The organism is Emcibacter nanhaiensis (assembly GCF_006385175.1).
In the GTDB taxonomy this organism is placed as follows: domain Bacteria; phylum Pseudomonadota; class Alphaproteobacteria; order Sphingomonadales; family Emcibacteraceae; genus Emcibacter; species Emcibacter nanhaiensis.
The window spans coordinates 224491-240446 of record NZ_VFIY01000014.1; the positions used below are offsets into that span (position 1 = coordinate 224491).

General features: G+C 56.4%; 17 protein-coding genes. 4 read left to right on the forward strand and 13 right to left on the reverse strand.

The window, feature by feature from the left end:
• Positions 1–57: 57 nt before the first annotated feature.
• From FIV46_RS11640 to petA, 5 genes are all read right to left on the reverse strand, one after another.
• Positions 58–588 (reverse strand): adenine phosphoribosyltransferase, encoded by a 531-nt coding sequence (locus FIV46_RS11640; protein WP_139941100.1) that lies wholly within the window; start codon positions 586–588, stop codon positions 58–60.
• Complete coding sequence (locus FIV46_RS11645) at positions 585–1475, reverse strand: S-methyl-5'-thioadenosine phosphorylase (RefSeq protein ID WP_139941101.1); 891 nt, start codon at positions 1473–1475, stop codon at positions 585–587. Before FIV46_RS11645 ends, FIV46_RS11640 begins: the two co-directional genes overlap by 4 nt.
• A 104-nt stretch (positions 1476–1579) precedes the next feature.
• Positions 1580–2413 (reverse strand): cytochrome c1, encoded by an 834-nt coding sequence (locus tag FIV46_RS11650; RefSeq protein WP_139941102.1) that lies wholly within the window; start codon positions 2411–2413, stop codon positions 1580–1582.
• Positions 2414–2418: 5 nt separating this feature from the next.
• Positions 2419–3690 carry a cytochrome b gene (locus FIV46_RS11655; RefSeq protein WP_139941103.1) on the reverse strand — a complete coding sequence of 424 codons (1272 nt, stop codon included), beginning with the start codon at positions 3688–3690 and terminating at the stop codon, positions 2419–2421.
• A gap of 10 nt (positions 3691–3700) precedes the next feature.
• A complete protein-coding gene (gene petA / locus FIV46_RS11660) occupies positions 3701–4234 on the reverse strand; it encodes a ubiquinol-cytochrome c reductase iron-sulfur subunit (protein ID WP_139941104.1) in 534 nt (177 codons plus the stop codon).
• Between the two features lie 324 nt (positions 4235–4558).
• Between petA and FIV46_RS11665 the strand changes: the two genes are divergently transcribed.
• The 3 genes from FIV46_RS11665 to FIV46_RS11675 are packed head-to-tail and all read left to right on the forward strand — an operon-like array spanning position 4559 to position 6791.
• A complete protein-coding gene (locus FIV46_RS11665) occupies positions 4559–5029 on the forward strand; it encodes a tRNA (cytidine(34)-2'-O)-methyltransferase (RefSeq protein WP_139941105.1) in 471 nt (156 codons plus the stop codon).
• A 4-nt stretch (positions 5030–5033) separates the two neighbouring features.
• Positions 5034–5906: an oxygen-dependent coproporphyrinogen oxidase gene (gene hemF / locus FIV46_RS11670; RefSeq protein ID WP_139941106.1), complete on the forward strand. Its 873-nt coding sequence runs from the start codon at positions 5034–5036 to the stop codon at positions 5904–5906.
• Between the two features lie 15 nt (positions 5907–5921).
• The gene (locus FIV46_RS11675; RefSeq protein WP_139941107.1) at positions 5922–6791 is read left to right on the forward strand and encodes an alpha/beta hydrolase; all 870 of its coding nucleotides are present in this window, start codon (positions 5922–5924) and stop codon (positions 6789–6791) included.
• Here FIV46_RS11675 and FIV46_RS11680 read toward each other — a convergent pair.
• From FIV46_RS11680 to FIV46_RS11715, 8 genes are all read right to left on the reverse strand, one after another.
• Positions 6773–7282, reverse strand: coding sequence for an O-acetyl-ADP-ribose deacetylase (locus tag FIV46_RS11680; protein ID WP_139941108.1), 510 nt, complete (start codon positions 7280–7282; stop codon positions 6773–6775). The genes FIV46_RS11675 and FIV46_RS11680 overlap by 19 nt on opposite strands.
• 4 nt (positions 7283–7286) lie before the next feature.
• On the reverse strand, positions 7287–8480 hold the full coding sequence (locus tag FIV46_RS11685; protein ID WP_139941109.1) for a CCA tRNA nucleotidyltransferase: 1194 nt from the start codon (positions 8478–8480) through the stop codon (positions 7287–7289).
• Positions 8480–9130, reverse strand: a complete 651-nt coding sequence (locus FIV46_RS11690; RefSeq protein WP_139941110.1) for a CoA pyrophosphatase — start codon at positions 9128–9130, stop codon at positions 8480–8482. The genes FIV46_RS11685 and FIV46_RS11690 overlap by 1 nt, the downstream gene beginning before the upstream one ends.
• The gene (locus FIV46_RS11695) at positions 9127–9711 is read right to left on the reverse strand and encodes a DUF1285 domain-containing protein (RefSeq protein ID WP_139941111.1); all 585 of its coding nucleotides are present in this window, start codon (positions 9709–9711) and stop codon (positions 9127–9129) included. The genes FIV46_RS11690 and FIV46_RS11695 overlap by 4 nt, the downstream gene beginning before the upstream one ends.
• A 69-nt stretch (positions 9712–9780) precedes the next feature.
• The gene (locus FIV46_RS11700) at positions 9781–10284 is read right to left on the reverse strand and encodes a GNAT family N-acetyltransferase (RefSeq protein WP_139941112.1); all 504 of its coding nucleotides are present in this window, start codon (positions 10282–10284) and stop codon (positions 9781–9783) included.
• A gap of 137 nt (positions 10285–10421) precedes the next feature.
• Positions 10422–11636, reverse strand: coding sequence for an OprO/OprP family phosphate-selective porin (locus FIV46_RS11705; RefSeq protein ID WP_181163216.1), 1215 nt, complete (start codon positions 11634–11636; stop codon positions 10422–10424).
• A gap of 315 nt (positions 11637–11951) precedes the next feature.
• On the reverse strand, positions 11952–12431 hold the full coding sequence (locus tag FIV46_RS11710; protein WP_219846100.1) for a DUF934 domain-containing protein: 480 nt from the start codon (positions 12429–12431) through the stop codon (positions 11952–11954).
• Positions 12428–14107, reverse strand: a complete 1680-nt coding sequence (locus FIV46_RS11715; protein WP_139941114.1) for a nitrite/sulfite reductase — start codon at positions 14105–14107, stop codon at positions 12428–12430. The genes FIV46_RS11710 and FIV46_RS11715 overlap by 4 nt, the downstream gene beginning before the upstream one ends.
• A gap of 206 nt (positions 14108–14313) precedes the next feature.
• On the opposite strand from FIV46_RS11715, the gene FIV46_RS11720 reads away from it, so the two are divergent.
• Positions 14314–15867: a choice-of-anchor I family protein gene (locus FIV46_RS11720; protein ID WP_139941115.1), complete on the forward strand. Its 1554-nt coding sequence runs from the start codon at positions 14314–14316 to the stop codon at positions 15865–15867.
• The last annotated feature ends 89 nt before the right edge of the window (positions 15868–15956 follow it).

Sequence of the window (15956 nt, forward strand, 5' to 3'; positions counted from 1 at the left end):
GTAGAACAGCTTTAGACCGCCCCGGCCCAGCCGGGGCGTTTTTTTTATGCAGAAGACCTATTCCCCTTCGTAAGACACAAGACAATGGACCGGACATCCGTGGGCCCGCAATTTATCGGCTCCGCCCAAGTCCGGCAGATCGATAACAAACAGGCTGCCGATCACTTCCGCCTTCACGTCGCGCAGAAGCTCCAGGGCGGCCACCGCCGTGCCGCCGGTGGCAATCAGGTCATCAACGATCAGTACCCGGTCACCGGGCTCCACCGCGTCGGTGTGGATTTCCAGGGTATCGGTGCCATATTCCAGGTTATATTCCCGGCTGATTGTCTTCCAAGGCAATTTTCCGGCCTTGCGGACCGGGACAAACCCCACCCCCAGGTGATGGGCCAGCGCCCCGCCGAGAATGAAGCCCCGCGCCTCGATGCCGGCGATCCGGGTAATCTTCATGTCTGAACAATGATCCGCCATCTCAAGGATCAACCGCTGCAGGGCCCTGCCGTTCTGGAACAGGGTCGTGACATCCCGGAACTGGATGCCGGGAATAGGATAGTCGGGGATGGTGCGAATATGGTCCCTGATCCAGCTCATTTCTCTTCTCCCCCCAGGACCCGGGCCGTAATGGCCGACAGGCGGGCCAGCATCTGCGGATCCCGCGCCGCCGGCGCCGTCATCATCGCCGTATCCAGGGCATGGTCACAGCCCTTCACACAGGGGTGACGATCACCGGCCTGCGCCAGCAACGGCGCCACCGTCCTGACCAGGCGCTTACCCTTGTCTACGTTCGCCGACAGTGTTTTCAGAATTTCCTGCACATCCACCGTGCCGTGATCCGGATGCCAGCTGTCATAGTCGGTGACCATCACCACCGGGCAATAACAGATTTCCGCTTCCCGGGCCAGCTTGGCCTCCGGCATGTTGCTCATGCCGATCACATCACAGCCCCAGGCGCGATACATTCTGGATTCCGCAATGGTGGAAAATTGCGGCCCTTCCATGGCCAGGTAGGTCCCGCCGCGGTGGCAGGGGATCCCCTCCTGTTTCAGCGCCCGCTCGACCACGTCAGACAGGCTGTCGCAGGTGGGATGGGCAAAGGAGACATGGGCGACCAGGCCGGGGCCAAAAAAGCTCTTGTCCCGGGCGAAGGTGCGATCGACATACTGGTCGACGATGACAAAATCACCGGGTTTCAAATCTTCGCGAAAGGAGCCCACGGCGCTGATGGACAATATGTCGGTCACCCCCGCCCGCTTCAGGGCGTCGATATTGGCCCGGTAATTAATGTCCGTGGGACTGTATCTGTGTCCCTTGCCATGCCGCGGCAGAAAAACAAGCTCCTGGCCGTCCAGGGTGCCGAAAACAAGTTCGTCAGAAGGCTCCCCGAACGGGCTCTCAAGCCGGAGCCGCTGCATATTCTCCAGCCCCTCCAGATCATACAGACCGCTGCCGCCGATAATACCGAGTTTTGTCTTTGTCATTTTATCGCCTCAGGATAATCCACTAGCAGCAGCATACAAAAAGGGCTGCCCGGGGGCAGCCCTTTTCTTTGAAATCTTTATTTGAGCGGCTAATTTCTGCCGTCTTATTTCTGGTCGTCTTCCTCGTCCAGTTTCGCCCAGACAGACTTGTTGGCAAAATAGAGCAGGATGGTGAGCACGATCATGAAGCCCATCACCCGCAGGCCGAGGGACTTACGGGCCTCCAGCTTGGGCTCGGACGCCCAGTACATGAAGGTCGCAACGTCGTGGGCCATCTGCTCAACCGTTGCCGGCGTACCGTCAGCATATTCCACCTGGTCGTCACCGAGCGGCGCTGCCATGGCAATCTGGTGTCCGGCAAAGACGCGGTTATAGTGCAGGCCATCCATCACATGGAAACCTTCCGGTGCTTCTTCATAACCGGTCAGGATGCCCATGATATAGTCTTCACCGTAAATGCTGTTCCACGGTGTGAACAGGGACAGGTGCTCACGGCTTTTGGCCAGCACAGAGAAGTCCGGCGGATAAGCACCGCCGTTGGCCGCACGGGCTTCTTGCTCATTGGCAAACGGAGACGGGAAATAGTCGGACGGACGACCCGGACGAGTGAACATTTCACCATCGTCGTTGGGACCGTCTACAACTTCATAGTCCTTGGCAATAGCCTTCAGTTCGTCTTCGTTGTAACCAAAGGCTTCCAGTTCACGGAAAGCCACCATTTTCAGGGAGTGACAGGCGGAACAAACTTCCTTGTAAACCTGGAAACCACGCTGCAAGGCAGCCTTGTCATATGTCCCGAACGGTCCGGCATGAGGCCATTCGTGCTTTTCAATATGCACTTCTTCGCCACCACCGGAAGCATGCGCCATACCCGCGCCAAGTGTCACGACAGAGACTGCAACAACAGCAAGGCTGATATTTTTAAGTGATTTCAACATATCCCTTAGCCTTTCTTTTTGTCGAGTACAGCCTGCGCAATACTGGTCGGCAGGGGTTTGGTCGTTTCCGTGCGGCTGACAAACGGCAGCAGCACCAGGAAGTAACCGAAGTAGTAAACAGTGGAAACCTGGGCAAAAATCAAAGCAGAGATTCCACCATCACCGACATGCAGAATGATATCGTCGGGTGACTTGCCTCCCAGGTAGCCGAGGAAGATACCGTTGACTACAAACAGCCAGAACAGGAACTTGGTCACGGGGCGGAAGGTGGCGGACCGTACTTTGGAGCCATCGAGCCACGGCAGGGCAAACAGGATCAGGATGGAGGCAAACATGGCCACAACACCCAGCAGCTTGTCCGGAATGGCGCGCAGGATCGCATAGAACGGCAGGTAGTACCATTCGGGCACGATGTGAGCCGGGGTCACCATCGGGTCAGCCTCGATATAGTTATCAGGGTGACCGAGGATATTCGGCATATAAAAGACAAACAGGGCGAAGAACATGATGAACACAGCCAGCCCCAGTCCGTCTTTCACCACATAGTAGGGATAGAACGGAATACGGTCAGCCGGGCCTTTTACTTCGATGCCCAGCGGGTTGTTGGACCCCGGGATATGCAGCGCCCAGATATGCAGGATAACAACACCGGCAATCACGAACGGCAGCAGATAGTGAAGACTGAAGAAGCGGTTGAGCGTCGGGTTATCGACGGAGAAACCACCCCACAGGAAGTTCACGATGTCATCGCCGATTACCGGGATAAAGTCAAAGGCGCTGAACAGGTTGGTAATAACCGTCGCCCCCCAGAAGCTCATCTGACCCCAGGGCAGCACGTAACCCATGAAACCGGTCGCCATCATCAGCAGATAAATGATGATGCCGAGGAACCACAGTACCTCACGCGGCGACTTGTAGGAGCCGTAATACATGCCGCGCAGGATATGCACATAGACCACGACGAAGAACATCGAGGCGCCGTTGGCATGGATATAGCGCAGCAGCCAGCCGTAGTTTACATCACGCATGATGTGCTCGACACTGCGGAAAGCGTAATCCACATGCGGCGTATAATGCATGACCAGTACGATCCCGGTCAGGATCTGGACCACCAGCATGAAGCCGGCCAGGGAACCGAAGTTCCACCAGTAGTTCAGGTTGCGCGGCTCGTAGCAGCCGGCGCCAACATAGCGATAAACAGTGTTCAGGATCGGCAGACGATCATTGAACCACTTCACCCCCGGATTCGTGGGGTTGTAATCTTCTTTATAGGCCATTTACCCCTCCCTATCCGATTTTCACGGTTGTGTCGTTGAGGAATACATATTCCGGAATCGGCAAGTTCAGCGGAGCCGGACCCTTGCGGATACGACCGGAAAGGTCATAGTGAGAGCCGTGACAGGGGCAGAACCATCCGTCCGGACCGGTTCCATGGACATCCAGCGGCACACATCCAAGATGGGTACACACACCGACCATGATCAGCCATTCCGGTTTCTGAACCCGGGATTCGTCTGTCGCAGGATCCTTCAGGTCTGCATTATCGTCGGCTTCCGCCTTGGCGATTTCCTCTGCACTGCGATGCCGGATAAATACCGGCTTACCGCGCCAGAGAACCTTGACGGTCTGTCCTACGGGAATTGCGGACAGATCTACTTCTGTGGATGCAAGTGCCAGCACATCGGCTGCCGGATTCATCTGATCGATCAGCGGCCAGGCTGCCAGGGCGGCACCTGTAACACTGACCGCTCCACTTGCGACATAAAGGAAGTTACGACGGGTAACTTCACCTTCCTGTTCATTGTGGTCTATAGTGGCCATTAAAAAACCCCTCGAATGCGAATACGCAGATTAAAACTCAGTAAAATCAATATTTCTCAGACGGGATATGGGAACTTAATCCACCCTACTAACAACCAAATGCCGAACCCATCCAAAACAAACTCTGCGAGCACAGGTTTACTCAGATTAAACACAAGATGCAACGACTTTTCACAAGATTAGGACAAGTTATTTCCTGCTAAAAAACCGATTGCTCTGGGAATTACCCACTCGGGGTTGCTTTTCGGAAGGCTCTCAGGCGGTTGCGGACCGGACATTAATGGAATATATCTGGCAGCGAAACTTCAACCTCGTAATATTACAATGATTCAGCTCGCCCTTTATCAGCCCGACATACCGCCGAATACGGGCACCATTATCCGCATGGCGGCCTGCCTCGGTGTCACCGTCCATATTATAGAGCCCTGCGGCTTTCCCTTCGGCGAAAAATCATTCCGCCGGGCCGGTATGGATTACCTGGACCAGAGCCTGGTCGTCCGCCACCGGAGCTGGGAGGATTTCCTTGAGGCGAAGCCAGACAGCAGCCGTCTTTTGCTGCTGACAACTGCGGGCGCCACTCCTTATACCGATTGCAGCTTTGAGACAGACGATATCCTGCTTCTCGGCCGCGAAAGCGCCGGCGTGCCCGAAGATATCCATACCCTGGCTGATCAGCGCCTGCTGATCCCCATGACCCCGGACACAAGATCGTTGAATGTGGCGGTCTCTGCCGCTATGGTGCTGGGGGAGGCCCTGCGCCAGACAAATCAATTTCCGAAAATTCCCACAGGATAAAAAAATGGCCCTTCTTGACGAAGCCCTGACCCATGAGAGGCAACAAAAAGCCAAGGACTGGTTTGAAAGCCTGCGCGACCGCATTTGCGCCGCCTTTGAAAAGCTGGAAGACGAGCTGACCGGCACCTACAGCGACCGGGAACCGGGACGGTTCGAGCGCACCACCTGGCACCGGGAAGGAGATCCGGAAAAAGGCACCGGCGTGATGTCGGTAATGAAGGGACGGGTATTCGAGAAGGTCGGGGTCAATGTTTCCACCGTGCACGGGGAATTCGCCCCGGAGTTCGCCAAATCCATGCCCGGCGCCGAGGAGGATCCGCGCTTCTGGGCCAGCGGCATCTCCCTGGTCGCGCATATGCAGAATCCCCTGGTGCCGGCGGTGCATATGAACACCCGACATATTGTCACCAGCCGCGGCTGGTTCGGCGGCGGCGCCGATCTCAATGCCGCCCATCCCAATCCGGCTGATACCGCCGACTTCCATGCCGCCTTCAAGGCGGCCTGCGACAAGCATGATCCCGATTATTACGACAAATACAAAAAATGGTGCGATGAATATTTCTTCATCAAGCATCGCAACCGGGCCCGCGGCGAAGGCGGTATTTTCTATGACCAGCTTAACAGCGGCGACTGGGAGGCGGATTTTGCCTTCACCCAGGATGTCGGCCTCGCCTTCCTGGATATCTATCCCAAACTGGTGGCCCGGCATATGAATGAAAGCTGGACCGAAGAACAGCGCGAAAAACTCCTTGTCTATCGCGGTCATTACGCCGAGTTCAACCTGGTTTACGATAGGGGCACCACCTTCGGCCTCAAGACCGGCGGCAATGTGGACGCCATCCTGATGTCCCTGCCCCCGGAAGCCAAATGGCCCTGAGGATCGGGTAACGCCATGCGGTTCCAGGTTCCGGACAAGCCCGTCAATCTTCGCTTTCCCACGTCGGGCGGGAAATATTTCTGGGAAGACCTGTATTATTTTGCCGGCTGGCGCATCCAGAAACATATCTGGACCGGTCATTGCCGCCTGCTGGACGACCGGGACGCGCGGCGCAGCTGGGGCAGCTATGAGCACTGTCTGAGCCAGTTCCGCCATTTCCGCAACAAGTACGACCTCAAATTCAGTTCGACACATCTTGTGGTGTTGCTGCACGGCCTTGCCCGGCACAAGAATACCATGAAGAAACCGGCCCGGTTCCTGACGGAAAAAGGTTATGACTGCTACCTGGTCAATTATCCCAGTACTTTCCAGTCGGTGGAGGACCATGCCGATCAGGTTGAAGAGACCCTGAACCGGCTCGAGGATATTGAAACCGTGTCTTTTGTCGCCCACAGTCTGGGCGGCCTGGTCTGCCGGGAACTTCTGTCCCGGAACTCGGACTGGCGACGTAAAATCAAAATCAGCCGGCTGGTGATGATCGGCACCCCGAACCAGGGCGCCAGGATTGCCCGCTTTTTTGATCCGCTGTGGCTGTACCGGACCATCAGCGGTCCCTCGGGCCAGGACGTCCAGCCGGGCAGAGTTTCCCGTTTTGCCCTGCCTTCTGTCCCGACCCTGGTGATTGCCGGCGGGCGGGCGACAAAAAGCGGCTTCAACCCGTTCCTGCAGGAAGACAATGACGGCATCGTCACTGTCGAGGAAACCAAGGTGGAAGGCATGACCCGGTTCCTGCGGGTCCCGGCCATACACACTGTCGTCATGGATCATCCGGAAACCTTAAAGGCCATCGGTGAGTTTTTACAGGATCAGGACCCGGCGAGCTGATCGCGATAAAGTTCTTCCGTTCCCGTATCAAAACAGCAGAAGATCACCTGTTGCGGACCAGCCGGATGGGTGATGGCCCAGTCCCTGACCGTGGCCACGGCGATCTCCGCCGCCCGGGCGGAAGGGAATCCAAAGATGCCGGTGGAAATAGCAGGAAAGGCTATCGATGTGATGTCGTTTTCTGCGGCAAGATCCAGACAGGAGCGATAGCAGGAAGCGAGAAGTTCTTCCTCATTTTCCCCACCGCCGCGCCAAACCGGCCCCACGGTATGCAGGATGTAGTTGGCCGGCAGGTTGAAGCCCGGGGTGATAACCGCCTCCCCGGTGGCGCAATGGCCGATCTGCTGGCAGGCATCAATCAGTTTCGGGCCGGCGCCGTGGAAAATAGCGCCGCACACACCACCGCCGGGCATCAACCGGCTGTTGGCAGCATTGACAATGGCATCCACGTCAAGCGCAGTGATATCTCCTCTGAGCACAGAAAGCTCCAATGGCCTACTCCTTTATATCCAGAAGGTCCTCCCGGCCCAGAGTATAGTCGCTTTCTTCCCAGATTTGTTCGAGTTTTTTCAGTTTCTGACCCAGTTCCGGTCCCGGCTCCTCGCCATTCTTCAGCAAATCGCGGCCCTGCAGGGGGAAGGACGGGATGTTATAGTGCCGCGCATAGCTCACTTGCTCTGCCGTTCCGTGGATAACAAGATGGAATAGAACCACATTGCGTCCCAAACGATACAGCAGGCGGCGCAGATCCTTTTCCGTCAGCTCACCTTCCAGCTCCGGATGCTGCAGCGCCAATGCGGCAAGCTCCGTTATTTCCCTGCCGGACAGGCGCAGGTGCCGCGCCATGGCCCGGCTTCGCACCTCGTCCCGCGGCAGCAACGTGGCCAGCCGGGCGACAACCGAGCACAGGCCAAGCTGTTTTTCCCGACGGACGAAGCGCAGAAACGCCGCTGTCCCAACATTGTCCGGCAGCACCTTGTCCAGGACGCCGGTTTCCGCCATCACCGGCAGGATGCGTTCTGCTGCGGAAAAGGACAAAAGCTTGCGCATTTCCTGGGCCAGTCGCTCGCCGGACAACCCGGTGATCAATTCTCTCTCGGCAATGCAGGCCACGAGGCCTTCCTCGTCGAGGGTTGCCTCGTCAAACTGGGCGGCGAAGCGGAAAAACCGCAGGATCCTGAGGGCATCCTCGCGGATTCGCTGCGTGGCATCGCCGATAAAGCGGACATGACGTTTTTCTATATCCGGCCAGCCGTTGCAGGGATCATAGAGGGTGCCATCGCCGTCCAGGTAAAAAGCATTGACGGTCAGGTCGCGCCGTTTGGCATCCTCCAGCCAGTCATCGGTAAAGGCCACATCGGCATGGCGGCCATAGGTCTCGACATCCTGCCGGAGGGCCGTGACTTCAACCACCTCCCCCTTGGAGACCGCTGTGATTGTCCCGTGTTTGAGACCGGTCGGAATTACCTTGATACCGGCCCGCTCCAGGCGTCCCATCGTCTCTTCCGGATGCAGCGAACAGGCCACATCGATATCGCCGATCGGCCGCCCCATCAGGCTGTCGCGCACACAGCCGCCCACCAGCCGCGCCACACCGTCCCCTTCGTTCAACACCTGAAGCAGCTTTTTCAGGCCCGGACGGTCAAGCCATGCGACCTGTTCCCGATCCAGCTTCTTCAGCGGTTGCATCAGGACATCTCCCGCAGCAGGCGGCTGAACCGGACCAGCATGGCGGCCGTCGCGCCCCAGATATAGTGTTCCGGGTGCGGGCAAACATAATAATGCCGTTTCTTGCCCTGCCAGTCCCGGCTTTCCAGGGTCTGGTTATTCTCATCGAGAATGAATTCCAGCGGCACTTCGAAGACCTCATCAACTTCAGAAGGGTCCGGCACCAGCTCGAAATCTGGATCGACAAAGCCAACGACCGGGGAAACGGTATAGCCGGTCACGGTTTCATAATCCTCCAGGGCGCCAACAATATCTACCTTTTCCGGAAGCAGGCCAATTTCCTCCTGCGCTTCGCGGAGGGCTGTATCGATTGCGTTTTCATCTTCCTCATCACAGCGTCCGCCCGGGAAAGCGACCTGGCCGGCATGGTGCGTCAGCTTGGGAGAGCGTTTGGTCAGCAACACGGTCAGTCCCTCTGGCCGGTCCACAAGCGGCACCAGCACGGCGGCCGGTTTGAGCGGCAACTCACTGCGCGGGATAACGCCGTCCGGCCGGTAGATGGCCTGGTCCGCCAGCGCCGGCCGGTTCCAGGCCCGCTTTTCCGCCGGCCTTTGCGCCCGCCAGCATTCCGGATCATGCAATTCCACAATCTTGCGGATTTTTTGCTTCATTCCGCGGTCCCCAAAACAAAAAACTCGCCCGAACTCCACAGGCCAAAGACTCCGTCCCGCTCCTCCGCAAGCCCGGCCAGTTCATAATAGACCGGCCGGCTGATCAAGGCCTCCAGCCTGTCCCGCACCAGCAGGTACGGAGACGGCTCGCCGGTCTGCGGATCAAACTCGACGCGCAGCGGATGGCCGCCATCCATTGTAACATACTCATCCAGGTTGGTGCGGAAGTGCAGTGTCTGCGCCTGCCCTTCGCCTTCCCGTTGCAACTCCACCGCCACAAAGGGCCGGTCTTCCACCCGGATACCGACTTTCTCGACCGGGGTCACCAGATAATATTTGCCGTCCTCATCGTGACGCAGGATGGTGGAAAAGAGTTTGACCATGGCCGGGCGGGTGATCGGCGTACCCATGTAATACCAGCTGCCGTCGCGGCGGATTTCCATGTCGATGTCACCGCAAAACTCCGGTTTCCATTTATGCACCGGCGGCAGGCCTTTTCCTTCGGCCGCCTTTCTGGCTTCCGCGGCAAAAAGTTCCGGCCGGAACCCTGAAACCTGCTCTTTATTAGCCTTTCCTGACATAAATCACTCTTCCCATTGACTTTCATCAATATAGGATTTGATCCAGTTAATTGAAAGTGTCGTGAAAAGTTATTTTGCCGGCTGCACGATGCCGGAAACCCCCTTCATGGCGCCGGGCACCAGTTCCCGGGCAAGCAGGCGGTTATAGTCCACCGGGCCCGGCAGGAAAAGGTCCAGGGCCAGGTCCCGGGAGAAACCGACACGCCGATAATAGGGTTCATCACCAACAAGGATCACCCGCTCATAGCCAAGCTCTTTTGCCCGCTCGAGACCGAATTCCATCAGGGCAATACCGTATCCCTGGCCCTGCTTGCTGGCCTTGACGGCAATTGGCCCCAGCAACAGGGCCGGCCACTCCTGCCCCGCGTCTGATTTGATCATCACCGGCCAGAACTGGAGGCTTGCCTTGAGCTTGCCGTCCTCACGGATCACAAAACACAGCTCACTGACGCTGGGCACGCCTTCGCGCAGCTTGTAGACCGTCTTGATCTGGCGATTGCTGCCGAAACATTCGTCAAGCAGCGCGTCGATATCTTCCAGGTCACTGTCCTGCTGATGTGTAATATGCAACATGGGCCGTACTCAAAATAAATTGCAGCGGAAGTATCATACTACAGCCTTGCGCACCAGAAAAATCATCACCTCACACATGAAAAAGGGCGGGATTTTTTTCCCGCCCTTCCTGAAAAATCCGTCTTTATGACAGAGGCTTACCAGTCAACCTGGAAACGCAGGCCCCAGGTGTCGATGTTTTCACCGTCGTCATCTCCACCTTCAATATCGGCGTTGGAGTAGTTGGCCATGACGCGGGTATAATCGTTCAGGTGCCAGTTCACGCCGACCATAAAGCTGTCCTGCTTGCCGCCGTCAATGGCAACATCGGCATCCGTCAGGTCGATGGTGTCATACCGGACAACAACCTGCCAGGCACCCATGCCACCCTCGAAGACCGGGTTTGCCACTTTTACGCGGCTGAAAGCACCATTTTTATAGGGGCGGCTTTCACCGGTGATGAAATAGCTGAGATCGATATAGCCGCCGTTGAAGCTGGCGTTCTCGCTCATACCAATAAGGTTGGCCGTCTGCCAGGCCCATTCAGCCTGGGCGGAAAACGGGCCCATGACGCCGGCCAGTTCCACACCGTAGAAGGTGTCGGATTCGGCAGCCATACTTCCCGTATCAACATATTTATCCGCTTGGTGGTTATGCGGACGCTGGCTGTATTTGGCCGTACCGGCTTCATCCAGTTCACGATGACGGATGGAGGCCCCGACATGGACCAGACCGTCATCCAGTTTCACCGCATAAGTCGCCCGGGCCGCATAGGTGCGGTCTTCAATGCCGCCATCACCACCGGCGTCACCCTGGAACAGGCCGGCCTTGAAAGTCATGTTATTTTCCGCATAGGCCACGGCAATACCGGTCTGGCGGGCCAGGCCAAAGGCGTCGGTGAAGGAACCGCGCTCCATGAGAGAGATATAGCGGGAAGATGTCTGCTCTTCGAGGGAGTTCGGTGTTTTGAACTGTCCGACTTCGATGGTGACCGGTTTCAGGTCCCATGCCAGGTAGGCATCCTTGATTTCAACTTCGTCACCGGCGAAATCGGCTTCAAACTTATATTTTACGTCCTTGAAAACTACACCTTCAACGCCAAGGCGGGCGGTGCGGAACTCGGTATTGTCAACTGTGGTACCGCTGCTGTCGGAGACATTGCCGTAATCCACATATAGACGGCCGCGCACCTTCATTTTGAAGTTACCGTCCTTGCTGGACAGTTCCGGAGCGCCCTTCCATTTAACCTTCAGGTCCGGGCCGGAGTCTGCGGATTTCTTTTCGGCCTGATCCTGTTTTGCTTTCATCTCATTGACCTGCTGTTGCAGGGCATTGATCTGTTTCTGCAGTTCCTCAATTGTCTGGGCAGACACAGGTGATGCAAGCAGTGCACCTGTTATTGCTGTTGCAGCTGCCAATCCGGCTATTCTTAACCTGGAAGACATAATTTTGTTCCTCATCATTTTGTTTGCAGTTGGGTCTTCAATACACGCTTGGGACTAACAATACATTAGATCTTCTTAAATCATTAATTCCGATAATGTTTCAGATATTTTACATTTGTTACAATATTGTGACACTCTTGTAACAATGGCTGTTTTTTTACCCCTCACAGAACCTGCCCACATAAAAAAAGCGGCTTGCCAGCCGCCTTCTTTTTACCTTAATGAAAAAAAATTGTCATATATTCAGCGGCGCCGGTACAAAGGCACTTTCTGGTCTGCAGACACCTGATAGGTTTCTGAAAAATCATCCAGGCCCTTGATTTCTTCCTCGATATTTTTGCCGTTCTTTATTTCAAAGGCATTAAAACCGCAGCGTTGCAGATAAAACAGCTGATCGCGCATGATGTCGCCCACGGCGCGGATTTCACCTTTGTAACCGTACTGGTCGCGGAGGATCTTGGCGTAGCTGTAGCCGCGCCCGTCCATGAAGCTGGGAAAATTAATGGCCACCACGTCAAATTTTTCCAGATCGTCGGCAATTTCCGAGGGATGCTGATCCGGTTCCAGCTGGACCCCCAGCTTGCCGTTCTTGTTCTGCAGCGAATCCCGATCCGCCTGCCAGATGTCCAGCGGCACGATCACATCGCCCAGGAACATATCCTGGTTGGGACCCACGTGGCGCCAGTGATCTTCCACAATTTTTCTGTCTTTGATAATTTTCACAGCGCCGCTCCTTTCAGGGACACATCCTCATACACCTGTTCCTTGAACGCATCCATGCCGACCCGGCGGTAGGTATCGAGGAAACGCTCCCCCTCTTCCCGCACATCCAGATAGGTCTTCAGCAAACGATCGACAGCAGGGACAATCTCGTCTTCATCAAACGCCGGCCCCATAATCTTGCCGATGGAGGCATCATCTTCCGCAGAACCGCCCAGGGTGATCTGGTAATATTCCGTGCCCTTCTTGTTCACCCCAAGGATGCCGATATGACCTACGTGATGGTGACCGCAGGCGTTGATGCAGCCGGACATTTTCAGTTTCAGCTCACCCAGGTCATAGAGATAATCCATATCATCGAAATAGGTGCCAATCTTCTCGGCGATGGGGATGGAACGGGCATTGGCCAGGGTACAGAAATCCAGGCCCGGGCAGCAGATCATATCCTGCAGCGTGCCGATGTTGGGCAAGGCAAAGCCGAGCGCCTTCAGTTTTTCCCACAGTTGCGGCAGATCATCCAGCTTCACATCCGCCAGCACCAGATTCTGCTCGTGGGTGGTGCGGATTTCGCCAAAGCTGAATTCATCCGCCAGGTCGGCCACGGCCAGCATCTGGTCGTCCGTGGCGTCCCCCGGCGGCACGCCCGGCTTCTTAAGCGAGACAATGACAATGGCATAGCCCGGCTTCTTGTGGGCCGTCACATTGTTCTTGACCCACCAGGAAAAGTCGCGGTTGTCAGCGAGCAACTGGTCCACGCGGGAAGATCTGGCCGGCAGATCCTCATAAGCGGGTTCGGTGAAATAGCTTTTGACCCGGTCCATTTCTTCCCGGTCCAGAATAACACCGCCCTGGGCCTGAATGTTCTGCCATTCCTCATCCACCCGGCGGGTAAATTCCTCCTGCTTCAGTTCATGCACCAGGATTTTGATGCGGGCCTTGTATTTGTTGTCACGACGGCCGAACTGGTTATAGACCCGCATAATCGCCTCGGTATAGGTCAGCAGGTCCTTTTCCGGCACAAAGTCGTTGATCAGTTTGCCGATCATCGGGGTACGGCCCATGCCGCCGCCCACATAGACCTCGAAGCCGACCTCGCCGGCGTCATTCAGGACCGCCCGATAGCCGATGTCATGATACAGGATCGCCGCCCGGTCATTCTTGGCCCCGGTGAAGGCCATTTTGAATTTGCGCGGCAGGTGGGCGAATTCCGGATGGAAGGTGGACCACTGACGCATGATTTCCGCATAGGGGCGCGGATCGACCGCTTCATCCGGCGCCACGCCCGCATACTGGTCGGCGCTGATGTTGCGGATACAGTTGCCGCTGGTCTGGACCGCGTGCATTTCCACCGACGCCAGGTCGGCCAGGATATCCGGCACCTTGTCCAGGGTCGGCCAGTTATACTGCAGGTTCTGGCGGGTGGTGAAGTGACCGTAGCCCCGGTCATATTTGGTGGCAATATGGGCCAGCATCCGCATCTGCTCGGAGGACAGCAGCCCATAGGGCACCGCCACCCGCAGCATATAGGCGTGCAGCTGCAGATAGAGGCCGTTCTGCAGCCGCAACGGCCGGAACTCCTCCTCGGTCAGTTCACCACGGAGACGGCGCTCCACCTGTCCCCGGAACTGGGCGACGCGCTCATCAATGATGCGCTGGTCATAATCGTCATATTTATACATCGCGGTCTTTCCACTGCCGGCATTGGCCAGCCTAAAATTATTCTACATATATTTTAATGTATATTATTATATTCTACATATATAACGACATAAATATCATAATTCAATACAAGACGCACCAATTCCCCTATTATTTTTTCATAAAAGAGACATAAAATAGATTCATGATGCCGGCTTGAACAACCGGGTATAGGGATTCACACCAGATGTCTATTCACAAAAACTCTTTCTTCCCCAAGGCAGGAAGAACGATAATCACGTTTTTCCTGCTGTCTGCCGTCGCCTTTCCCGCCATGGCGAACCAGATGGAACTTTCCACCCTGGCGACCTGGGAAACGGGCATCCATGGCAAGAGCGCGGCGGAGATCGTCGTATTTCAGAAAAGCACGGGGAATATTTATTTCGTTAACGGGGCCACCCCCTCTGTTGAGGTGGTCAGACTGACGGCCAGTGGTGAAATAGAACATGTCACCCGGCTAAAGCTCGCCAAATCGGAAAGCCCCACCAGCGTTGCGGTGCGCGACGACCTGATCGCCGTGGCCGTACATGATGACAAAGCCAAGGGCCGGCCGGGTAAAATCGTTTTCTTTAGTAACGGGCATCACCGGATTAGGGAAATTGCCGCCGGGTCTCTGCCTGATATGGTCACCTTCAGCCCGGACGGGCGCTATGTGCTGGCCGCCAACGAAGGCGAACCGCACGGCAAGGTTGACCCCGAAGGATCGGTGACTGTCATCGACCTGGCGACCGGCATCGACAAAGCGACATCCTCCCTGGTCACCTTCCGCAACCTTGACCGGCAGGCGCTTGTCGAGGCAGGCGTGCGGATCGCCCCCGGCAAAAGCATGGCCGAAGATGCGGAACCGGAGTATATCGCCATCTCCGGCGACAGCCGCACCGCCTGGGTGTCCCTGCAGGAAAACAATGCCCTCGCCCGGATCGATATCGCCGGGGCCAGGCTGGAGAAAGTCATTCCCCTTGGCCTGAAAGATCACAGCCGGGCGGAAAACGCCCTGGATGCGGTTGACGGCGACGGCATCCACATTGTCCCCCGCCCGCTCTATGGCATGTATATGCCCGACAGTATTGCCGTGCTCGAGCACGGCGGCGAGAATTACATCCTGACCGCTAATGAAGGCGATGCCCGTGACGAGGAAATCAAGCTGGCCGCCGCCAAACTTGATCCTGCCGCCCTGTCCCCGGCGGAACGAAAGGAACTGGCGCGCCTGCGCCTGTCCGGCACCGATGGCGACCTGGATGGCGACGGCGATATCGACCGCCTCCAGACCTATGGCGCCCGCTCCTTTTCCATCTTTGACATGGACGGGCACCTGGTGTTTGACAGCGGCAGCGACTTTGAACGCATCACCGCCGACCGGTTGGGCGAATTTTTCAACAGCGACAAAGATGTCGGCAACAGCGGCGACAGCCGCAGCGACAACAAGGGTCCCGAACCGGAGGGCCTCACCATCGGCAAAGTGGGCAATCGCATTTATGCCTTTATCGGTCTGGAAACCACCGGCGGGGTCATGGTCTATGATGTCACCGATCCCCGGGCGCCGTTCTTTGCCGCCTATCACAATCCGCGCAAATTCGACACCGGCTTCGACTTCAGCAGCTCAAAAGACATGACAAAAGCCGGCTACCTCGGCCCGGAAGGCCTGAGCTTCGTCGCGGCCGAGGACAGCCCGACCGGCACGCCGCTACTTTTGATTGCCTATGAGATCAGCGGGAATGTGGAAATTGTGCACATTAACTGAATCTAAACTATTTGGACATAATTTAGACATTGTTAGACATTTTCCTCCCCAGACTTGGGCGGCCTCGTGAGAAGCCGCCTATCTTTTTA